This is a genomic window from Pseudomonas ovata (assembly GCF_003131185.1).
Classification (GTDB): domain Bacteria; phylum Pseudomonadota; class Gammaproteobacteria; order Pseudomonadales; family Pseudomonadaceae; genus Aquipseudomonas; species Aquipseudomonas ovata.
Genome location: NZ_QFFU01000011.1, coordinates 92,355 through 109,720, shown reverse-complemented (window position 1 = coordinate 109,720; position 17,366 = coordinate 92,355). Strand labels below are relative to the sequence as shown.

14 protein-coding genes and 1 pseudogene are annotated in these 17,366 nt (G+C 63.3%); 12 read left to right on the top strand and 3 right to left on the bottom strand.

From position 1 onward, the window contains the following. Positions 1-46 precede the first annotated feature (46 nt). The 6 genes and pseudogenes from DGA31_RS16325 (at position 47) to DGA31_RS16300 (ending at position 6,988) form a co-directional block, all read left to right on the top strand. Positions 47-985 (top strand): LysR family transcriptional regulator, encoded by a 939-nt coding sequence (locus tag DGA31_RS16325; RefSeq protein ID WP_056836458.1) that lies wholly within the window; start codon positions 47-49, stop codon positions 983-985. 144 nt (positions 986-1,129) lie between these two features. Beyond that, the gene (locus DGA31_RS16320; protein WP_109513260.1) at positions 1,130-2,290 is read left to right on the top strand and encodes an alpha/beta hydrolase family protein; all 1,161 of its coding nucleotides are present in this window, start codon (positions 1,130-1,132) and stop codon (positions 2,288-2,290) included. A 606-nt stretch (positions 2,291-2,896) separates the two neighbouring features. After that, positions 2,897-4,369, top strand: a complete 1,473-nt coding sequence (gene betB, locus DGA31_RS16315) for a betaine-aldehyde dehydrogenase (RefSeq protein ID WP_056836453.1) — start codon at positions 2,897-2,899, stop codon at positions 4,367-4,369. A gap of 139 nt (positions 4,370-4,508) precedes the next feature. After that, complete coding sequence (gene betA, locus DGA31_RS16310; RefSeq protein ID WP_109513259.1) at positions 4,509-6,266, top strand: choline dehydrogenase; 1,758 nt, start codon at positions 4,509-4,511, stop codon at positions 6,264-6,266. A 169-nt stretch (positions 6,267-6,435) separates the two neighbouring features. Next, positions 6,436-6,672 (top strand): annotated as a pseudogene (locus tag DGA31_RS30785) (DUF3422 family protein); the annotation flags it as partial. 76 nt (positions 6,673-6,748) lie between these two features. Beyond that, on the top strand, positions 6,749-6,988 hold the full coding sequence (locus tag DGA31_RS16300; RefSeq protein ID WP_161959193.1) for a DUF3422 family protein: 240 nt from the start codon (positions 6,749-6,751) through the stop codon (positions 6,986-6,988). 36 nt (positions 6,989-7,024) lie between these two features. Here the strand turns inward: DGA31_RS16300 and DGA31_RS16295 are convergent, their stop codons facing one another. The 3 genes from DGA31_RS16295 to DGA31_RS16285 are packed head-to-tail and all read right to left on the bottom strand — an operon-like array spanning position 7,025 to position 9,476. Next, positions 7,025-7,720 carry an RES family NAD+ phosphorylase gene (locus DGA31_RS16295; protein WP_109513257.1) on the bottom strand — a complete coding sequence of 232 codons (696 nt, stop codon included), beginning with the start codon at positions 7,718-7,720 and terminating at the stop codon, positions 7,025-7,027. Next, a complete protein-coding gene (locus DGA31_RS16290) occupies positions 7,714-8,118 on the bottom strand; it encodes an antitoxin Xre-like helix-turn-helix domain-containing protein (protein ID WP_056836447.1) in 405 nt (134 codons plus the stop codon). Before DGA31_RS16290 ends, DGA31_RS16295 begins: the two co-directional genes overlap by 7 nt. Positions 8,119-8,168: 50 nt before the next feature. Continuing rightward, complete coding sequence (locus DGA31_RS16285; RefSeq protein WP_109513256.1) at positions 8,169-9,476, bottom strand: LLM class flavin-dependent oxidoreductase; 1,308 nt, start codon at positions 9,474-9,476, stop codon at positions 8,169-8,171. Positions 9,477-9,651: 175 nt separating this feature from the next. Here DGA31_RS16285 and DGA31_RS16280 point away from each other — a divergent pair, with 175 nt between their 5' ends. From DGA31_RS16280 to tauA, 6 genes are all read left to right on the top strand, one after another. Further along, positions 9,652-12,117: a TonB-dependent receptor plug domain-containing protein gene (locus DGA31_RS16280; protein WP_109513255.1), complete on the top strand. Its 2,466-nt coding sequence runs from the start codon at positions 9,652-9,654 to the stop codon at positions 12,115-12,117. Beyond that, positions 12,114-13,049: an ABC transporter substrate-binding protein gene (locus DGA31_RS16275; RefSeq protein ID WP_241509604.1), complete on the top strand. Its 936-nt coding sequence runs from the start codon at positions 12,114-12,116 to the stop codon at positions 13,047-13,049. The genes DGA31_RS16280 and DGA31_RS16275 overlap by 4 nt, the downstream gene beginning before the upstream one ends. Before the next feature lie 54 nt (positions 13,050-13,103). Next, complete coding sequence (locus DGA31_RS16270) at positions 13,104-13,880, top strand: 2OG-Fe(II)-dependent halogenase WelO5 family protein (RefSeq protein ID WP_056836439.1); 777 nt, start codon at positions 13,104-13,106, stop codon at positions 13,878-13,880. A 2-nt stretch (positions 13,881-13,882) separates the two neighbouring features. Continuing rightward, on the top strand, positions 13,883-14,617 hold the full coding sequence (locus DGA31_RS16265) for a tRNA-dependent cyclodipeptide synthase (RefSeq protein WP_109513254.1): 735 nt from the start codon (positions 13,883-13,885) through the stop codon (positions 14,615-14,617). An 82-nt stretch (positions 14,618-14,699) separates the two neighbouring features. After that, a complete protein-coding gene (locus DGA31_RS16260; protein WP_109513318.1) occupies positions 14,700-16,091 on the top strand; it encodes an MFS transporter in 1,392 nt (463 codons plus the stop codon). Positions 16,092-16,259: 168 nt separating this feature from the next. Then, positions 16,260-17,243 (top strand): taurine ABC transporter substrate-binding protein, encoded by a 984-nt coding sequence (gene tauA / locus DGA31_RS16255; protein WP_109513253.1) that lies wholly within the window; start codon positions 16,260-16,262, stop codon positions 17,241-17,243. Positions 17,244-17,366: the final 123 nt, after the last annotated feature.

Genomic DNA, 17,366 nt, shown 5'->3' with positions numbered 1-17,366 from the left:
GGCGAAGGTATCGCCAAAATAACTACAAGACCCTCGAGGTATCGCCGTGCGCTTCAACCACCTGGACCTGAACCTGCTGGTCGCGCTGGATGTACTGCTGGAAGAGCAGAACATCACCCGCGCCGCCGAACGCCTGCACATGACCCAGTCGGCTACCAGCGGTGTGCTGGGTCGCTTGCGGACCTTTTTTGAAGATGAACTGCTGGTGCAAGTGGGGCGCAAGATGCAGCCGACCCCCTATGCGCTGGAGCTGGCCACCCCGGTGCGCGAGGTGCTGTTGACCATTCGCTCATCCATCACCGCCAAGCCGGTGTTCGAGCCGGCCAGCAGCAAACGGCACTTTCGCCTGGTGACCTCCGACTACCTGATCAGTGTGCTGTTCGCCCGGGTCATCCAGAAGATCCACCAGGTGGCGCCGTCGATCACCTTCGAGATGCTCAGCCCCGGCGACGGCAGCGGCGAGCTGTTGATGCGCGGCGAAGTGGACATGATGATCGTGCCCGAGCGCTATGCCATCGACGGCCACCCTTCGCAGCTGTTGTTCGAAGAAGAGCATGTGTGCGTGGTCTGGCGCGACAACCCCGAGGTCGGCCAGACCCTGACCATGGAGCAGTACATGCAGATGGGCCATATCTCGGTGGGGTTCGGTCGCAACCGGCACCTGAGCATCGAGGACTGGTTCATGAGCCAGTACAACTTCCACCGGCGCCTGGAAGTGATCACCAATGATTTCAATACCCTGCCGCAATTGCTGGTCGGCACTCATCGCGTCGCCACCATGCACCGCCGCCTGGCCGAGCTGTATGCGCGCTACCTGCCGCTGCGCATCCTGCCGGCGCCGGTGAAGATTCCGGTGATGCGCGAATACATGCTCTGGCACCGCAGCATGGAAGGCGACCCCATGCACCGCTGGCTGCGCGAGCGCATCCGCGACTTCATGCACGATGTCGACCAGCCGGCCGAGGCGTTGCAAGCGACGGGCTGACGCGGTGCAGCCATCGCGTTTGGCGATACCTCGCATCCCCCGTCGCGATTGGCCGCACCCTGCCCTGCCTGCGTACCTTTCAGGGGTACGCGCCCAGCCTGTCTTTGGGCGCCGGACCTTTCGCCCGCACAAGGACAATAAAAAATGTTCCGCTATTTCCCTACCAATTACGTCTGGAACCTGTCGGTGGACCTGGCCATCGAAATGGGCGCCCGCATGGGCGAGATCGAGCAGATGTGCGCGCCCTTGCAAGAGGCCGCCAGACAGCCCGACGCCGACGGCACCCGGGCCTTTCGTGAAACCTGGGCACAGATGGCCGACAAACTGTGCGGCCTGGCCGAAGAAGACCAGGCGGCCGGCCGCTTGCTGTCGGCCGGTGAAAAATACAGCCGCGCGGCCACCTATTACCTGACTTGCGAACGCCTGCAGGCCCATGGCGCGCCGGGCCGTGAAGCGCTGTACCAGCGTTTTCTGCAGACCTTCGCACAGGGTATTGCCTTGGCGAGCGAGAATTGCGAGCGGGTCGAGATTCCTTACGAGGGCAAGCACCTGAGCGGTCTGTACGTACGCGCCGAAGGCGTGCAAGGGCCGGCGCCCTTGCTGGTGCAGGTCAACGGCCTGGACTCGACCAAGGAAATGAAATACCGCGTCGGCCTGCCGGCCTGGCTGGCCAGGCGCGGCGTGTCGTCCCTGATCATCGACCAGCCCGGCACCGGCGAAGCCCTGCGCCTGCAAGGCTTGACCGCCCGTTATGACAGCGAGCACTGGGCCAGCCGCGTAGTGGACTGGCTGGAAACCCGCGACGATGTCGATCCCGAGCGCATCGGCATGGAAGGCGTGTCACTGGGCGGCTATTACTGCCCGCGCGCCGTGGCCTTCGAGCCACGCTTTGCCTGTGGTGTGGTCTGGGGCGCCAACCATGACTGGCGCGACGTGCAGAAGCGCCGCCTGGAAAAGGAAGGTGATTTTCCGGTGCCACACTACTGGGCGCATGTGTGCTGGGTCTGGGGCGCCAGGGACGTCGATGAGTTCATGACCATTGCCGAGAATGTCCACCTCGACGGCGTGCTGGAGCGCATCAAGGTGCCGTTTCTGGTGACCCATGGCGAAAAAGACTCGCAGATTCCGCTCAAATGGGCGCACCGCACCTACGAGCAACTGGTCAACAGCCCACGGCGAGAGCTGAAGATCTTTACCGACCGCGAAGGCGGCGTGCAGCATTCGAGCTTCGACAACAGCATCAATGCCGGACACTTCATTGCCGACTGGGTGGCCGAGGCATTGGGCGGGCGCACAAAAGCCTGACCTGCACGGCAACGACCGATCATGGTGGTCGCTTAATCAGGAATTTCATCAAAACAACTTTTTGATGTTAATGGATAGTTGATTTATCTCAGTAGGAGCCCGCTTGCCGGCGACCGGCTGCGCAGCAGTCGTAAAATTGCAGCGTTTCGCAGATTTTTGCGAGCGCTGCGCACTCGGTCGCGGTGGTCCGGCATTCCGGCAGAGCGCGCTCCTACACACCGCCCCCATGTTCACTGCGCTACAGCGTGCCGCCTTGGCGCGCCGCCTTGGCGCGCTGCCCTCCCGCCATGATGCAAATGTCGCGAACAAGCGGCGAACGTCTGGCGTCGTTCTCGGTCACACCCCTTACAGGATGCCTTTATTCAGGCTCATGGCACGCTCAAAAGCGTGTCATCAGCAAGGGATCGTCGCAGTCCTCTTTTTTTACTGATTGAGCGTTCAACATAAATAAAGTAGGCTGTTTTCAGTTATCAGGGTCGATCACGGCCCTGGCCTTGGCGAACAACCCGCGTGCACCGATCACCACGGTGCAATGAACGAACCGCCCTGCGGCCCCACCCGGCCCGGAGGCGGACGCCAGTCAACCTATGCACTTGCGAGAATTTTATGGCCCGTTTTGAAACGCAAAAACTCTACATCCACGGCGGCTATGTCGACGCCAGCAGCACCGAGACCTTTGATGCCATCAACCCGGCCACCGGTGAAGTGCTGGCCAAGGTTCAGCGTGCCACGGCCGCCGATGTCGACCGTGCGGTCAAGAGCGCCGCAGAAGGCCAGAAAGTCTGGGGCGCCATGACCCCTGTCGAACGTTCGCGCATCCTGCGCCGTGCCGTGGACATCCTGCGCGAGCGCAACGATGAACTGGCGCAGCTCGAAACCCTGGACACCGGCAAGGCCTATTCGGAAACCCGTTACGTCGATGTGGTCACCGGCGCCGACGTGCTGGAGTACTACGCCGGCCTGGCGGTGGCCATCGAAGGCGAGCAGATCCCGCTGCGCGACAGCTCGTTCGTCTATACCCGCCGCGAGCCGCTGGGCATCACCGCCGGCATCGGTGCCTGGAACTACCCGATCCAGATCGCCCTGTGGAAGTCGGCCCCGGCCCTGGCCGCTGGTAACGCGATGATCTTCAAGCCCAGCGAAGTCACCTCGCTGACCACCCTCAAGCTGGCCGAGATCTTCACCGCCGCCGGACTGCCCGATGGTGTATTCAACGTCCTGACCGGCAGCGGCCGCGATGTCGGCAGCGCCCTGACCGAGCATCCGCAGATCGAGAAGATCTCGTTCACCGGCGGCACCAGCACCGGCAAGAAGGTCATGGCCAGCGCCTCGGGCTCAAGCCTCAAGGAAGTGACCATGGAGCTGGGCGGCAAGTCGCCGCTGATCATTTTCGAAGACGCCGACCTGGACAAGGCCGCCGACATCGCGATGATGGCCAACTTCTACAGCTCCGGCCAGGTGTGCACCAACGGCACCCGGGTGTTTATCCCCAACAGCCTCAAGGCCGCCTTTGAAGCCAAGGTGCTGGAGCGCGTCAAGCGCATCCGCATCGGCGACCCGACCGACGAAAACACCAACTTCGGGCCGATGGTCAGCTTCGACCATATGGAAAGCGTGCTGGGCTACATCGCCCAGGGCAAGCAACAAGGTGCCCGCCTGCTGTGCGGCGGCGATCGCCTGACCGAAGGCGCACTGGCCAAGGGCGCCTACATCGCCCCGACCGTGTTCACCGACTGCACCGACGACATGACCATCGTGCGCGAAGAAATCTTCGGCCCGGTCATGAGCATTCTTGGCTACGACAGCGAAGAAGAAGTCGTGCGCCGTGCCAACGACACCGACTACGGCCTGGCTGCCGGCATCGTCACCGAGAACCTGACCCGCGCGCACCGCGTGATCCATCAGCTCGAAGCTGGTATCTGCTGGATCAACACCTGGGGCGAATCGGCCGCGGCCATGCCGGTCGGCGGCTACAAGCAGTCGGGCGTGGGCCGTGAGAACGGCATTCTGTCGCTGGCGCAGTACACCCGGGTCAAGTCGATCCAGGTCGAGCTGGGTGACTACGCCTCGGTGTTCTGATAGAGGCGGCGCCTGCGCACATCGCAGGCGCCGCCTGGCGGCATTGCGCCTGAGCCGTGAAAGCGCGGCAACTATTTTTCGCGGCCCAGGCCGCTCCTACGGTCGTTGACGCGACCGTTCAGAGATGAGGACGCATTTCATGTCCCAAGAATTCGATTACATCATCATCGGTGCCGGCTCGGCCGGTAACACCCTGGCCGCCCGCCTGACCGAAGACGCCGGCGTCAGCGTGCTGCTGCTCGAAGCCGGTGGCCCTGACTACCGCCTGGATTTTCGTACCCAGATGCCAGCGGCCCTGGCCTTCCCGCTGCAAGGTCGGCGCTACAACTGGGCATACGAGACCGACCCGGAACCGCACATGAACAACCGCCGCATGGAGTGCGGTCGCGGCAAGGGCCTGGGTGGTTCGTCGCTGATCAATGGCATGTGCTATATCCGCGGCAACGCCATGGATTTCGACGGCTGGGCCAAGCTGCCCGGCCTTGAAGACTGGGCCTACCCGGACTGCCTGCCGTATTTCCGCAAGGCTGAAACCCGCGACATCGGCCCCGATGACTGGCACGGCGGCCAAGGCCCGGTCAGCGTGACCACGCCCAAGCCCAACAACAACCCGTTGTTCGCCGCCATGGTCGAAGCCGGCGTGCAAGCCGGTTACCCGCGCACCGAAGACTTGAACGGCTACCAGCAGGAAGGTTTCGGCCCGATGGACCGCACCGTCACGCCCAACGGACGCCGCGCCAGCACCGCGCGCGGTTATCTGGACACCGCCAAGCAGCGTGACACCCTGACAATCGTCACCCACGCCACTACCGACCGCATCCTGTTCGAGGGCAAGCGCGCCGTGGGTGTCAGCTACCTGGTGGGCAATGCCACCACGCCGACCCAGGCCCGGGCGCGCAAGGAAGTGCTGCTGTGCGCCGGCGCCATCGCCTCACCGCAGATCCTGCAACGTTCAGGCGTAGGTCCTGCCGAGCTGCTGAACAAGCACCATGTGCCGGTGGTGCATGACCTGCCGGGCGTAGGCGAGAACCTGCAGGACCACCTGGAAATGTACATTCAGTACGCCTGCACCCAGCCGGTGTCGCTGTACCCGTCACTGCTGTGGTGGAACCAGCCGGCCATCGGTGCCGAGTGGCTGTTCAACGGCACCGGCATCGGCGCCAGCAATCAGTTCGAGGCCGGCGGTTTCATCCGCTCGCGTCCCGAGTTCGAATGGCCGAACATCCAGTACCATTTCCTGCCGGTGGCCATCAATTACAACGGCACCAAGGGCGTCCAGGAACATGGCTTCCAGGCGCACGTCGGCTCCATGCGCTCGCCCAGCCGTGGCCGGGTGCAGATCAAGTCCAAGGACCCGCACGAGCACCCCAGCATCCTGTTCAACTATATGGCTTCGGAGCAGGACTGGCAGGAGTTTCGCGATGCGATCCGCATCACCCGCGAAATCATCGCGCAACCGGCGCTGGACCCGTACCGCGGCCGTGAAATCAGCCCAGGCCTGGACGTGAAGACCGACGAACAGCTCGATGCCTTCGTGCGCGACCATGCCGAAACCGCTTATCACCCGTCCTGCACCTGCAAGATGGGTACCGATCCGCTGGCGGTGGTCGACGGTCAGGGCCGCGTACACGGGCTGCAAGCGCTGCGCGTAGTCGATGCCTCGATCATGCCGGAGATTATCACCGGCAACCTCAACGCCACCACCATCATGATCGCCGAGAAGATCGCCGACCGTATCCGCAACCGCAGCCCGCTGGCGCGCAGCACGGCCAGGTACTTCAAGGCCAATGGCGCGCCGGTACGTCGCACCGCGATGCGCCCGACCGAGCACACTGAGGGTCTGGATGCACCGCAAGCGGCTCCGCTTCAAGCACCGCTGGAGCCTGTGGCGCACTGATAGTCTGCATTCGCGACCGTCGCTCCTACGGATTTTTCGCAGGAGCGACCCACGGTCGCGAATGGCCCGACCTCATCATGGCCTGGCCTGCCACATTCGCTCGACCGGCCCCTACGTGCATGAACCTGCGTGACCCATCCCCCTCTCCTCGCATCCAATCTCTCAGGCATTGACTCTCCCTGTTACTGGGGGCGGAACTGGACCGTGTCGAAGACCGCCTGTAGAACCTCACCAGCGCACAGCGCAATTGAGCCAGGGTGAAACACGGCTGTTGCTTGACGACATTGCCGGGCTTTCGACACAGATCACCCACTGCACCTTCAGCGACCAACAACGCCTGGCCGCCACCGCAGCCTATGCCAACCTGGTGGACGAGCGCATTGCCGAGCCGCGCGAAACCCATGCCGGCGATTCCAGCGCCTGGGTGTGCTCATCGAACGCCGCTTTCGGCCCTCGGTGCGTTACTGCGCAGTGGTGCGCGAATGCCTGGCGCAACTGGCCCAAGGCGTGGCGCCGATACCCGGATCAGGATTCAGAAAGCCGTCGAGGGCGTGTCGGTGATTGCCATCACCTATTACCTGCTCAGCCTGCTCAAGCTGATCTATCAGGGTGGCGAAGCCTTGGGCATGCAAGTGTCTGCGCAACTGGCCGTGCTGGCCTGCATCCCGGTGACCCTGGCCGTGGTATGGCACAGCCGGCGCAAGATCAGGGACACCGCCTGAACCGCCCCGGCCCAACCACAGGACCGGCAACAGACCCTAAGTCGCATTCGATAGCCGGTTCACGCTGGTGATACGCCCGTTCCAGATCATCTCGTAATGCGCGCTCTGGTGAATGGCGGTCACCGGGCGCGGGGTCATCAGCGCCCAGCACAGGTTGCCTGGCGAGCGCACCGAGCAATAACGCAGGCCCACGCCGCCCTGATGCTTGATGGCTGCACCCAATTGATGAGAGTGACTGTAATCGCCCGGCGCGTGAATCGGATGCGACAGCGACAAGGCGGCGGCATCGCACAGGCCGGCCTCGTTGAAATGACACACCAGGGCACGAAACACAAAGCGCTCGTAACTCAGCTCCGGCACCTTCGACCAATAATTCTGTTGATGATGATGCACTTCGGCCACGGCGGTTTCGACGGTGTCGGCCACGTACAGCACGCCAAAGCGACCATCGCTGAAGCGTGAACCGTCCGGGTTGACGTGGGTAAAGGGTGCGGCGGCATAGGAACAGCCGGGAATGCCGAAGGGAATCTCGCGCAGCGCAATCAGCTCGATACGCCCGACTTCATTGAGCAGGCGCGGGTTGGTCAGCGCCTGGATCTGATACAGCGCCTCGAACTCGGCCGCGTCGGCCACGTCGTTGAACAGGTCGATGGGCGGGAAGCGCGAATTGACCAGCCGGTGCGCCTGCACGGCCTGTTGCGGCCGCTCGGCCAGTTCGGCCGGGCTCACCATTGCGCACCCCGCAGGGCATCGATGCGCCGGAAGGTTTCGTACAACGAAATGAAGTCGCCCTGGGCCATGATCTCCAGCGGTGTACGACCATTGAAGAAATCATTGTGATTGGCCAGCGAGGCGAAGCCGTACACATTTTCAGGGTTATCGAAAATCGTGCGCAGCGCCGCATGGATATTGAGCACAAAGCTGATGCGGTGCATCTGATCCATGTCCAGACTCACCGACCAGCCGGCGTCGTCTTGCCGGGCACGGGTATAGGTGCTGCGCGAGATACGCAGGATGCGGCAGGCCTGGTCTGTCGAGGCCTGCCATTTATCGAGAATGCGCAAGGCGGCGCGCAGGCCGGTAACGCACTGGGTCTTGCTGAGGACGGCGGCTTGAGCCAAAGCGGTCATGATGCACCTCGAATAATCAATCTGTAGATTCAAATCTAGCACAAACAACTCTACAGACCAAAATCTGCAGGACGCGGCAAGCCCAGGTGCTCGCGCAAGGTATGGCCGGTGTAGCATTCGCGAAACAGACCGTGCCGGCGCAGGATCGGCAAGACACCCTCGACAAACGCATCAAGCCCTTCGGGAAAATGTGCCGGCATCAGGTTGAAACCATCGGCGGCCTCACCTTCAAACCAGGCGATGATCTCGTCGGCCACCTGCTGCGCGGTGCCGACCACAATGCGATGACCCCGTGCGCCGGCGGCCAGATGGCAGACCTGGCGCAGGGTCAGACCGTCCTTGTGGCTCATGTCCAGCAACAGTTGCGCCCGGCTTCTCATGTTCTGTGGCAGGGGCAGGTCCGGCAACGGCCGGTCCAGGTCCAGGCCGCGCACGTCATGCCCCAGTCGGTCACTGACCAGCGCCAGCGCCGCGTCCAGGTCATTCCATTGCTGCAAGCGTTCGAAGTGCGCCAGCGCCTCCTCCCGGGTACGGCCGATGATCGGCATGATGCCCGGCATCACCAGGCAATGCGCCGGGTCACGACCGTGCTCGACCACCTGGCGCTTGAGGTCTCGATAGAACTGCTGCGCACTGTGCAAATCCTGCTGGGCGGTGAACACCACCTCGGCAATGCGCGAGGCCAGGGCCATGCCCGGTCCCGATGAACCGGCCTGCACCAGGACCGGATGGCCCTGCGGGCTGCGAGTCAGGTTAAGCGGGCCGGCAATGTTGAAAAACCTGCCCTGATGATCAAGGCGGTGCATCTTCGCCGTGTCCAGGTAGACCCCCGTTTCAGCATCGCGCACATAGGCGTCGTCTTCGAAGCTGTCCCACAACCCGCGCACCACATCGACGAACTCCTCGGCCACGGCATAACGCAGCTTATGATCGGGATGGTTGCCCAAGGTGAAATTGGCCGCACTGTCGTAGCCGGTGGTCACCACATTCCAGCCGGCGCGACCACCGGACAGGTGATCGAGGGTGCCGAACTGACGCGCAATCGTGAAGGGTTCGCCGTAAGTGGTCGATGCCGTGGCAACCAGGCCGATACGCTCAGTGACCATGGCCAGTGCGCCGAGCAGGGTCAAGGGCTCGAAGCGCACAATCATCGACGGCGGTTCCTGGGGACCGGTGACAAGTTTGTCACCGAAGAACACCAGATCGAAACAGGCGCGCTCCGCGCTTTCGGTCAGGCGTCGGATCAAATTGAAATTCTCGCTGCCGCTTTGTGCACCCGGATAACGCCAGCCCGACGCATGATGACCGGCGGCCTGGATAAACAGGCCCAGACGCATGTGCTGTTGGATACGACTCATGACACCCACACTGGATTAAGTAGTTTTGTTACAAGATATAAATATTAGCTTATGAGCTTTATGTATTTTTAACATTTTGTTACCAGTCGTACACTTTCCCTCACCCAATAATGGGATCCAAAACGGGCGCTCCCGGCGCTAAGGACACTGACGATGCACGCATGGATAACGACTGATGAACAACGCTGCCCGAACGTATTTTGCCCCCCTGCCCACCGCTGGGTTATTGATTGCCGCCAGTGCCCTGAGCAGCCTGGTCCAGGCTGAAGACACGCTGGACACCGTGCTGGTGACCGGCCTTCGTGGCAACCAGCAGCGCACCCTCACCGACACCCCTGTCCCGATCGACGTCTACACCAGCGAGCAGCTCACCGCCACCGGCAAGAGCGGCCTCAAGGAAATCCTCGCCCGCCTGATCCCGTCCTTCAACGTGCCGACCTTCAACGGTGGCGGCACCGGGTTTGTGGTGCGCGGCATCAGCATGCGCGGGCTGGGTGGCGATCAAGTGCTGATCCTGGTCAATGGCAAGCGCCGGCACAACACCGCCATGATCAACAACAATGCACGGGTCGGTAATGCCTCTACCCCGGTCGACCTGGACCTGATTCCCACCGCCGCCGTGGAACGCATCGAGGTGTTGCGCGACGGCGCCGCCGCCCAGTACGGCTCGGACGCCATTGCCGGGGTCATCAATATCATCCTCAAGCGCAACGCCCAGGGCCTGACGGCTGAAACCTCGCTGGGCCAGAACTACAACGGCGACGGCACCACCGGTCATGAAGCGGCCAACCTGGGCACGACACTGGGTGATGGCGGTTTTTTCAACCTGTCGTTCGACGCCAAGGCACAGGAACCCTGGATCCGCGACTCGGCCGCCTCCGGCCAGCTCTACTTCAACCAGCCCGACGGCTCACCCGACCCACGCGAAGGCAATCGCCATGGCTGGGGCAACGAATACGGCCTGGGCCGCGACCGTACCACGAGCCTGGCCTACAACCTGGAAGTGCCGCTGCAAAACGATGTGAGCCTGTATTCGTTCTCGACCTTGAGTTATCGCAACAGCAACAAGGACCTGGGCCACCGCAAACCCACCGACATCACCAGTCTGGCCGGCGTGCCAGGGGCGCCGTATGGCGACGGCGGCCAGGCCCGACGCGAGATCGAGGAAGTCGACTACCAGGCCACCGCCGGGATCAAGGGCGAGCTGGCCGGCTGGGACTGGGATGTCAGCAGCAGCTATGGCCGCGACAAGGCGCGCCTGTACACCGACAACAACGTCAACATTTCCAACGGTCCGGACTTCAGCCAGCACCGCTTCCACCTGGCCAACGAAGTCTTCGACCAGTGGACCACCAACCTGGACGTCACCCGCGCCCTGGACATCGGCTGGAGCAGCCCGCTGCAAACCTCGGCCGGGCTCGAATACCGCCGCGAAACCTTCACCCTCGAAGCCGGTGAGCCCAATGCCTACAACCAGGGCAGCTACGTGATTCCCAGCGGGCCGTTCGCCGGCCGGGTACCCGACCCCGGGCTGTTTTCGGTGGCTGGTACCAGTCCGGATGATGCGGGTAGCAGCCAGCGTCAGAACGTCGCCGCTTACTTTGACCTGGGCCTGGACATCACCAACGACTGGTACGTGGGCGCAGCAGTACGCCATGAGAAGTACAACCAGGGCATCGGCGACACGACCAGCGGCAAACTGACCACCCGCTATGAGTTCCTGCCCGGTTATGCCGTGCGTGCCGGAGTCAGCAAGGGTTTTCGCGCGCCGTCGCTGGCGCAGAACCAGTTTTCGGCGACCAGCAGCATCACCCAGTTCGGCGTCGGCGGCGTAACCAGCGTGGCCCGTACCCGCCAGATGCGTCCCGACTCAGCCGAAGCCAAGGCGCTTGGGGCCACCTCGCTGCAACCTGAAACCTCGCTCAGCTACAGCCTGGGCCTGACGGCAGAGCCTGTGGAGCGCCTGCGGCTGACCGCCGACTGGTACCTGATCGACATCGACGACCGCATCCTGCAAACCGGCGTGCTCAGCGGCACGGCAGTGTCGAACATTCTCACCGCCAACGGCCTGCCGCCGAATCTGGCCGGCCAGTACTACGCCAACGCGGCCGACACCCGCACCCAGGGGGTCGACCTGGTAGCCGAGTACAGCCTGGCGTTGCAGCAATACGGGCAGGCGAAGTTCAGCCTGGCCTATAACCACAACCGCAACACCATTCGCGCGCTGGCCGCCAACCCCAGCCAATTGTCCAGCCTGGGCGCCGGCTACGTGTTGTTCGACCGTCAACAGCAGACCGACCTGACCCGCGCCACGCCCAAGGACAAGTGGATTGCCTCGACGCAATATCGGCTCGACCGCTGGAACGTCAACCTGGCCCTGACCCGCTACGGCCAGTACACCGAAGGCTCGAACATCCCGGAAAACGACCGCACCTACAGTGCCAAGTGGATCACCGACCTGGACGTGGCCTACGACGTCACCGACAACCTCACGGTGGCCCTGGGCGCCAATAACCTGTTCGATGTGTACCCGGACAAGAAAGGCATCAAGACCTGGGCCGGCACTTACGAATACGGCATGTTCTCGCCGTATGGATTTGCCGGTGGTTATTACTACGGCCGTGTGAGCGTAGCGTTTTGAACCGCTCGGTCAAAACCCTGCTGGCCGTGCTGGGGCTGGGCTTGACGCTGGCAGGCGCAGTGCAGGCGCAGACCACGCTGCGGGTGGGCAGCCAGAAAGGTGCGCTGAAGGTGCTGCTGGAGGCATCGGGGCAGTTGCAGGACCTGCCCTACGCCATCGACTTCGCCTCATTTGCCTCGGCGCCGCCGGTGGCCGAAGCCCTGCGCGCCGAGGCCATCGATGTCGGCGCGCTCGGCGAGGCGCCATTCATCTTTGCCGTGGCCGCCCAGGCACCGATCAAGACCGTGGCGGTGATCAAGTTGCAGGTAACCGCCACCATGGTGGCGCTGGTGGTCCGCCAGGATTCGCCGCTCAAGACGACAGCGGACCTCAAGGGCCAGCGCATCACGACCACTCGCGGCTCGATTGGCCATTTCCTGGCCCTGGCGGTGTTGCGCCAGGCCGGGCTGCACGGCACGGATGCGCAGTTCATCTTCCTGCAACCAGGCGAATCACGGGTGTTGCTGGCCAATGGCGGGGCCGACGTGTGGGCAACCTGGGACCCCTATACCAGCATGGCCCGCCTGCAGGATCAGACCCGGGTACTGGCCAGTGGCGAGAAACTGTTTGCCGGCAATGTGCTGATCGTCGCCAGCCAGCAGGCCATCGACGAAAAGACCGAGGCCGTGCGCGACCTGCTGGGCCGCATCGACCGCGCCTACCAGTGGGCCAACCACCATGTGGACGCCTACGCCGAACGACTGGCTGCCTCCACCGGTCTGCCCGTCGAGTTTCATCGCGTCTCGACCCTGGAGTCGCGCCCGCAACGCATCGCCATCGATGCGACGGTGATCGATCAACTGCAACACAGCGCCGACCTGTACCGCGATGAAGGAATCATCCGCCAGGGCATCGACGCCAGCGCGCACTACGACACCCGTTTCGATCATTGAACCCGGCACTGTTTCATCTTCAGGGTTCACTTTTACTGCCAGGAGGTACGGTAAATGCTCGCGACCATCGAAGCACGAGCCTTGAGCTCGGTGCATATCCAGCAACTGCTCGATCACGCCATCTATGGCATCCGCATCCCGGGCTTTGTCAGCGAGCAGAGCCTGGAGGCGGCGCGTCGACAGTTGTTCGACCATCCGCAGCGCGGTGCCCTGGGGCATGCGCGCGAGTTTACCCGGCTGGGCATCGCCTATGCCGAAATCAAGGACGACACGGTGCGCCAGGCCTATCACCAGGCGGCGCGAGGCAATATCGACCGGGTGCGGGATGCCTTTCGGCCTTACCTGTCGCCGCTTGACGATTTACGCCTCAGGCTTGACGAGGCGTGGCCGCGGGGTGCGCACCTGCTCGATGTCGACGGCCAGAAGTGCTTCACCGGCGTCACCCGCTACCAGGAGCCGGGCATCGACCTGTGCCCGCACATCGACAAGCTGGAATGGAACCTGCCGCCCCATTTGCAAGTGGCCTTGCAGGCGCAGTTGTCGGCCAACATCTACCTGCAAGTGCCGGCGCAGGGCGGCGAGCTGGAGGTGTGGAACACCCGCCCCAGCGAAGACCAGTACCAGCATCTGAAAAGCGCCCGCCACTACGGCATCGACCGCGACCGGCTGCCGCCGGCCGACTTCACCACCCGTCCCGAAGACGGCGACCTGATCATCATCAACCCGCGGTTCATTCACGCGGTCCGTCCCGTGCACCACACGCCGCGAATCACCCTGTCGAGTTTCATCGGTTATTTCGGCGAGCAATCCCCCCTGATCTACTGGAGTTGAGCATGAGCGCGACCTATAAAGCGGCATTTGAAACGGACCTTCAACAGGACTATCGCGGCAAGCATGCCTTGCTGCTGATCAGCGTCGGCCAGGATTATCACGAAGGCGGCAAGTTCCAGGCCACCATCGACCTGATCAACCGCCAGGGGTTTGCGTTCACCACCATTGCCGTGGCCGATATCCTGCAGCGCCATAACCTCAGCAACTACAGCTATGAAGAGGTGTACCGGGTCAGCAGCGAATCGGGCGACCAATGGCTGGCCCGCAACCAGGCGGCGATCAACTCACTGGCCAGCGTGACGCGCATCCTGCGCTGGGAACAATGCCTGCTCGACAGCGACTACCGGCCGTGGCTGGACCGGGTGCAGTTCGAGTACGAGAACAACCGCGACTACCGCGATGAGGTCAACGGCACCATCGGTCTGTTCCTCGATCGTCTGCACAAGCGCAACCCCGAGGCGGACCTGGAGGAAGCCCGTACCCGCTGCCTCAACTACCTGATCGAGGAATGCCCGATCATCATGCCGCTGTGGGCCTCGCAAGGCATCGACTTTGTGGTCTACCCGCAACCGATGACCCGCGCCATGGCGGCCACGCGCCAGCACTTCGTCGAGCCCCACTACCCCCATCAAGCCCAATGGCTATCGCTCAAATTCAAGAAACGCGCCGCCACGGTCGAGCCGCCGCTGCATGGTAACGCGCATCCGGTCTGGGCCAGGATTGCCTTCGCCATCTGATCACAGGTCCACAGGGGATGCGTCGGTCTTCAATGACCGGCGCATGGCCCAGGGCCGGCGGATCTGGACACAGGAGATTTTCATGACAGCTTCTCGCAAATGGTGGGCCCTGGGCGGTGTCAGCATCGCCAGCTTTCTGGGCTGCGTCGACTTCACCATCGTCAACACGGCCCTGCCGGCACTGCAAGAGCAGTTGCAGGTCCCGGTCGACGCTCTGCAATGGGTGATCAACGCGTTTCTGCTGGCGATGTCCAGCTTCATGGTGCTGGCCGGACGCCTGGCCGATCTGTACGGGCGCAAGCGCGTGCTGTCACTGGGGCTGGTGGTGTTCGGGCTGGCCTCCCTGGCGGCGGGCCTGGTCAGCCACCTTGAAGCGCTGGTGGTCGCCCGCGTGCTGCAAGGGCTGGCCTGCGCGGTGCTGTACACCGCGTCCGGGGCCATCGTGGCCCAGGCCTTCACCCCTGAAGAACAGGGCAAGGCCTTCGGTGTGCTGTTCGGGGTCAACGGTGTCGGTCTGGCGGCAGGCCCGGTCTTGGGTGGTGTGCTGACCCAGGCGTTTGGCTGGCCATGGATCTTTTTGATCAACGTGCCGTTCGTATTGCTGAGCCTGGCGGTGATCGCCTGCAATGTCAGCGAATCGCGCTCCGACGAGGCGCAACCCAGGCTCGACTGGGCCGGCACCCTGCTGTTGCTGATCGGCCTGCCGGCGCTGGTACTGGTGATTGTCCAGGGCAGTCACTGGGGCTGGCAGTCGACCACGACCCTCGGCACGCTAGTGCTGGCGGTGCTGGCACTGGGCGTATTTGTACACGTCGAACGGCGCGTGACCTCGCCCATCATCGACCTGCACCTGTTCGCCAACCGGCGATTCGTGGCGGCGGTGCTGGCCAGCTTTACCCTGGCGGTGTTCTATTGCGTGGCCTTTTTCGTGATGCCGCTGTACCTGGCACAGGTGCGCGGCACCGACAGCCAGGGCACCGGCCTGCTGCTGTTGCCCACCACCCTGGGCGTGGCGCTGCTGTCACCCTGGGTCGGCCGGCTGGTCGATCGCAAGGGGCCGGCCCTGCTGATCCAGACCGGGCTATTGCTGTTTGCCGGCAGCGCCCTGTTGCAGGCCGCGTTTTCGCCGGACACCGCCTGGGCCTATGTGCTGGCCGCATTCGCCCTGATGGGTCTGGGCTGGGCCTGCCTGCTGGGGCCCTCGACGGTGCTGGGCGTAACGGCGGTGCCCGAGCGGTTCGGCTCGGTGGCGGTCGGTTCGCTGATGACCCTGCACAACGTCGGTGGCGGCCTGGGCCTGGCCTTGGGCGTCGGGTTGCTGCGGCATTACACCGGCACGGCACAAAACGTTGGCAGCAGTGCCTTCCTGCAAGGCTACCAGGCCGTGATGATCGCCCTGACGGCCGTGCTGTTCGCCGCCTGGCTGGGGCAGCGCTGGCTGCTGCGTGAAGCACCGAGTGTTGCCAGGGCCTGACAGCCCGGATCATCCTCGTTCGCCGCTCTAAGCTCATTCCAAATAATTATTGGAATGAGCTTTTTTATAACCTCAATATTCGCCTACCGAGTGAACGGCCCAGCCAGACACCTGAAATGACCGCGCCCTCGTCGCGCAAACCTGCCCCCTCTACCAAGAAGAATCGTCATGGCTCATAAAGCGTTTGTTCGTCCTCTGCTCACTGTGCTGGCGGCTTCCCTGCTGACCTTCAATGTCCAGGCTGCGCCCCTGATCATCGGTTACCAGACCGGTATCGATCCCAGCAAGGTCGCACAGGCCGACGGTGCCTACGAAAAGGCCATTGGCGAGACAATCGACTGGCGCCGCTTCAACAGTGGCCCGGAAGTGGTGACCGCGCTGGCCTCGGGCGATGTGCAGATCGGCAACCTGGGCTCCAGCCCGCTGGCCGCTGCGGCCTCGCGCAAGGTGCCGATCGTGGCGTTCATCGTTTCGGCGCAGATCAATTCCGCCGAGGCCCTGGTGGTGCGTAACGGCAGCGGCATCGTCAACCCGCAGGACCTGGTCGGCAAGACCATCGCCACGCCCTTCGTGTCCACGTCGCACTACAGCCTGCTGGGCGCACTCAAGCAATGGGGCCTGGAAGGCAAGGTCAAGGTGGTCAACCTGCAACCGCTACAGATCGCCGCCGCCTGGAAGCGTGGCGACATCGATGGTGCCTTTGTCTGGTCGCCGGCGCTGGGCGAGATCCGCAAGACCGGCAAGGTGCTGACCGACGCCGCCGAAGTCGGCCGCTGGGGCGCGCCGACCTTCGAGGTCTGGGTCGCGCGCAAGGATTATGCCGAGAAGAACCCACAGGTCATCGCGCAATTCACCAAGGTTACCCTGGACGCATTCGCCGACTACGCCGCGCACAAGGCGCAGTGGACAGCCGATTCCGAGCAAGTGAAAAAGATCGCCAGGCTGACCGGCTCCAATGCCGAAGACGTGCCTGAACTGCTGGCCGGCTCGGAATACCCGGACGCCCAGGCACAACGCTCCAGCGCGCTGCTCGACGGCGGCACCGCCACCGCCATCCACAAGACTGCCAGCTTTCTCAAGGAGCAAGGCAAGGTCGAGACCGTGCTGGGCGACTACAGCCCGTACGTCAGCGCCCGGTACATCAAGCACTGAGCCCACAACAGGAGATCACCGCCGCCCTCGCGCGCCGCAAACAAGGGACCGTTGTAGGAGCGCGCTCTGCCCGCGACCGAGTGCGTTAGCGCTCGCAAAATCTCGGAAACGCCACAAATGCAT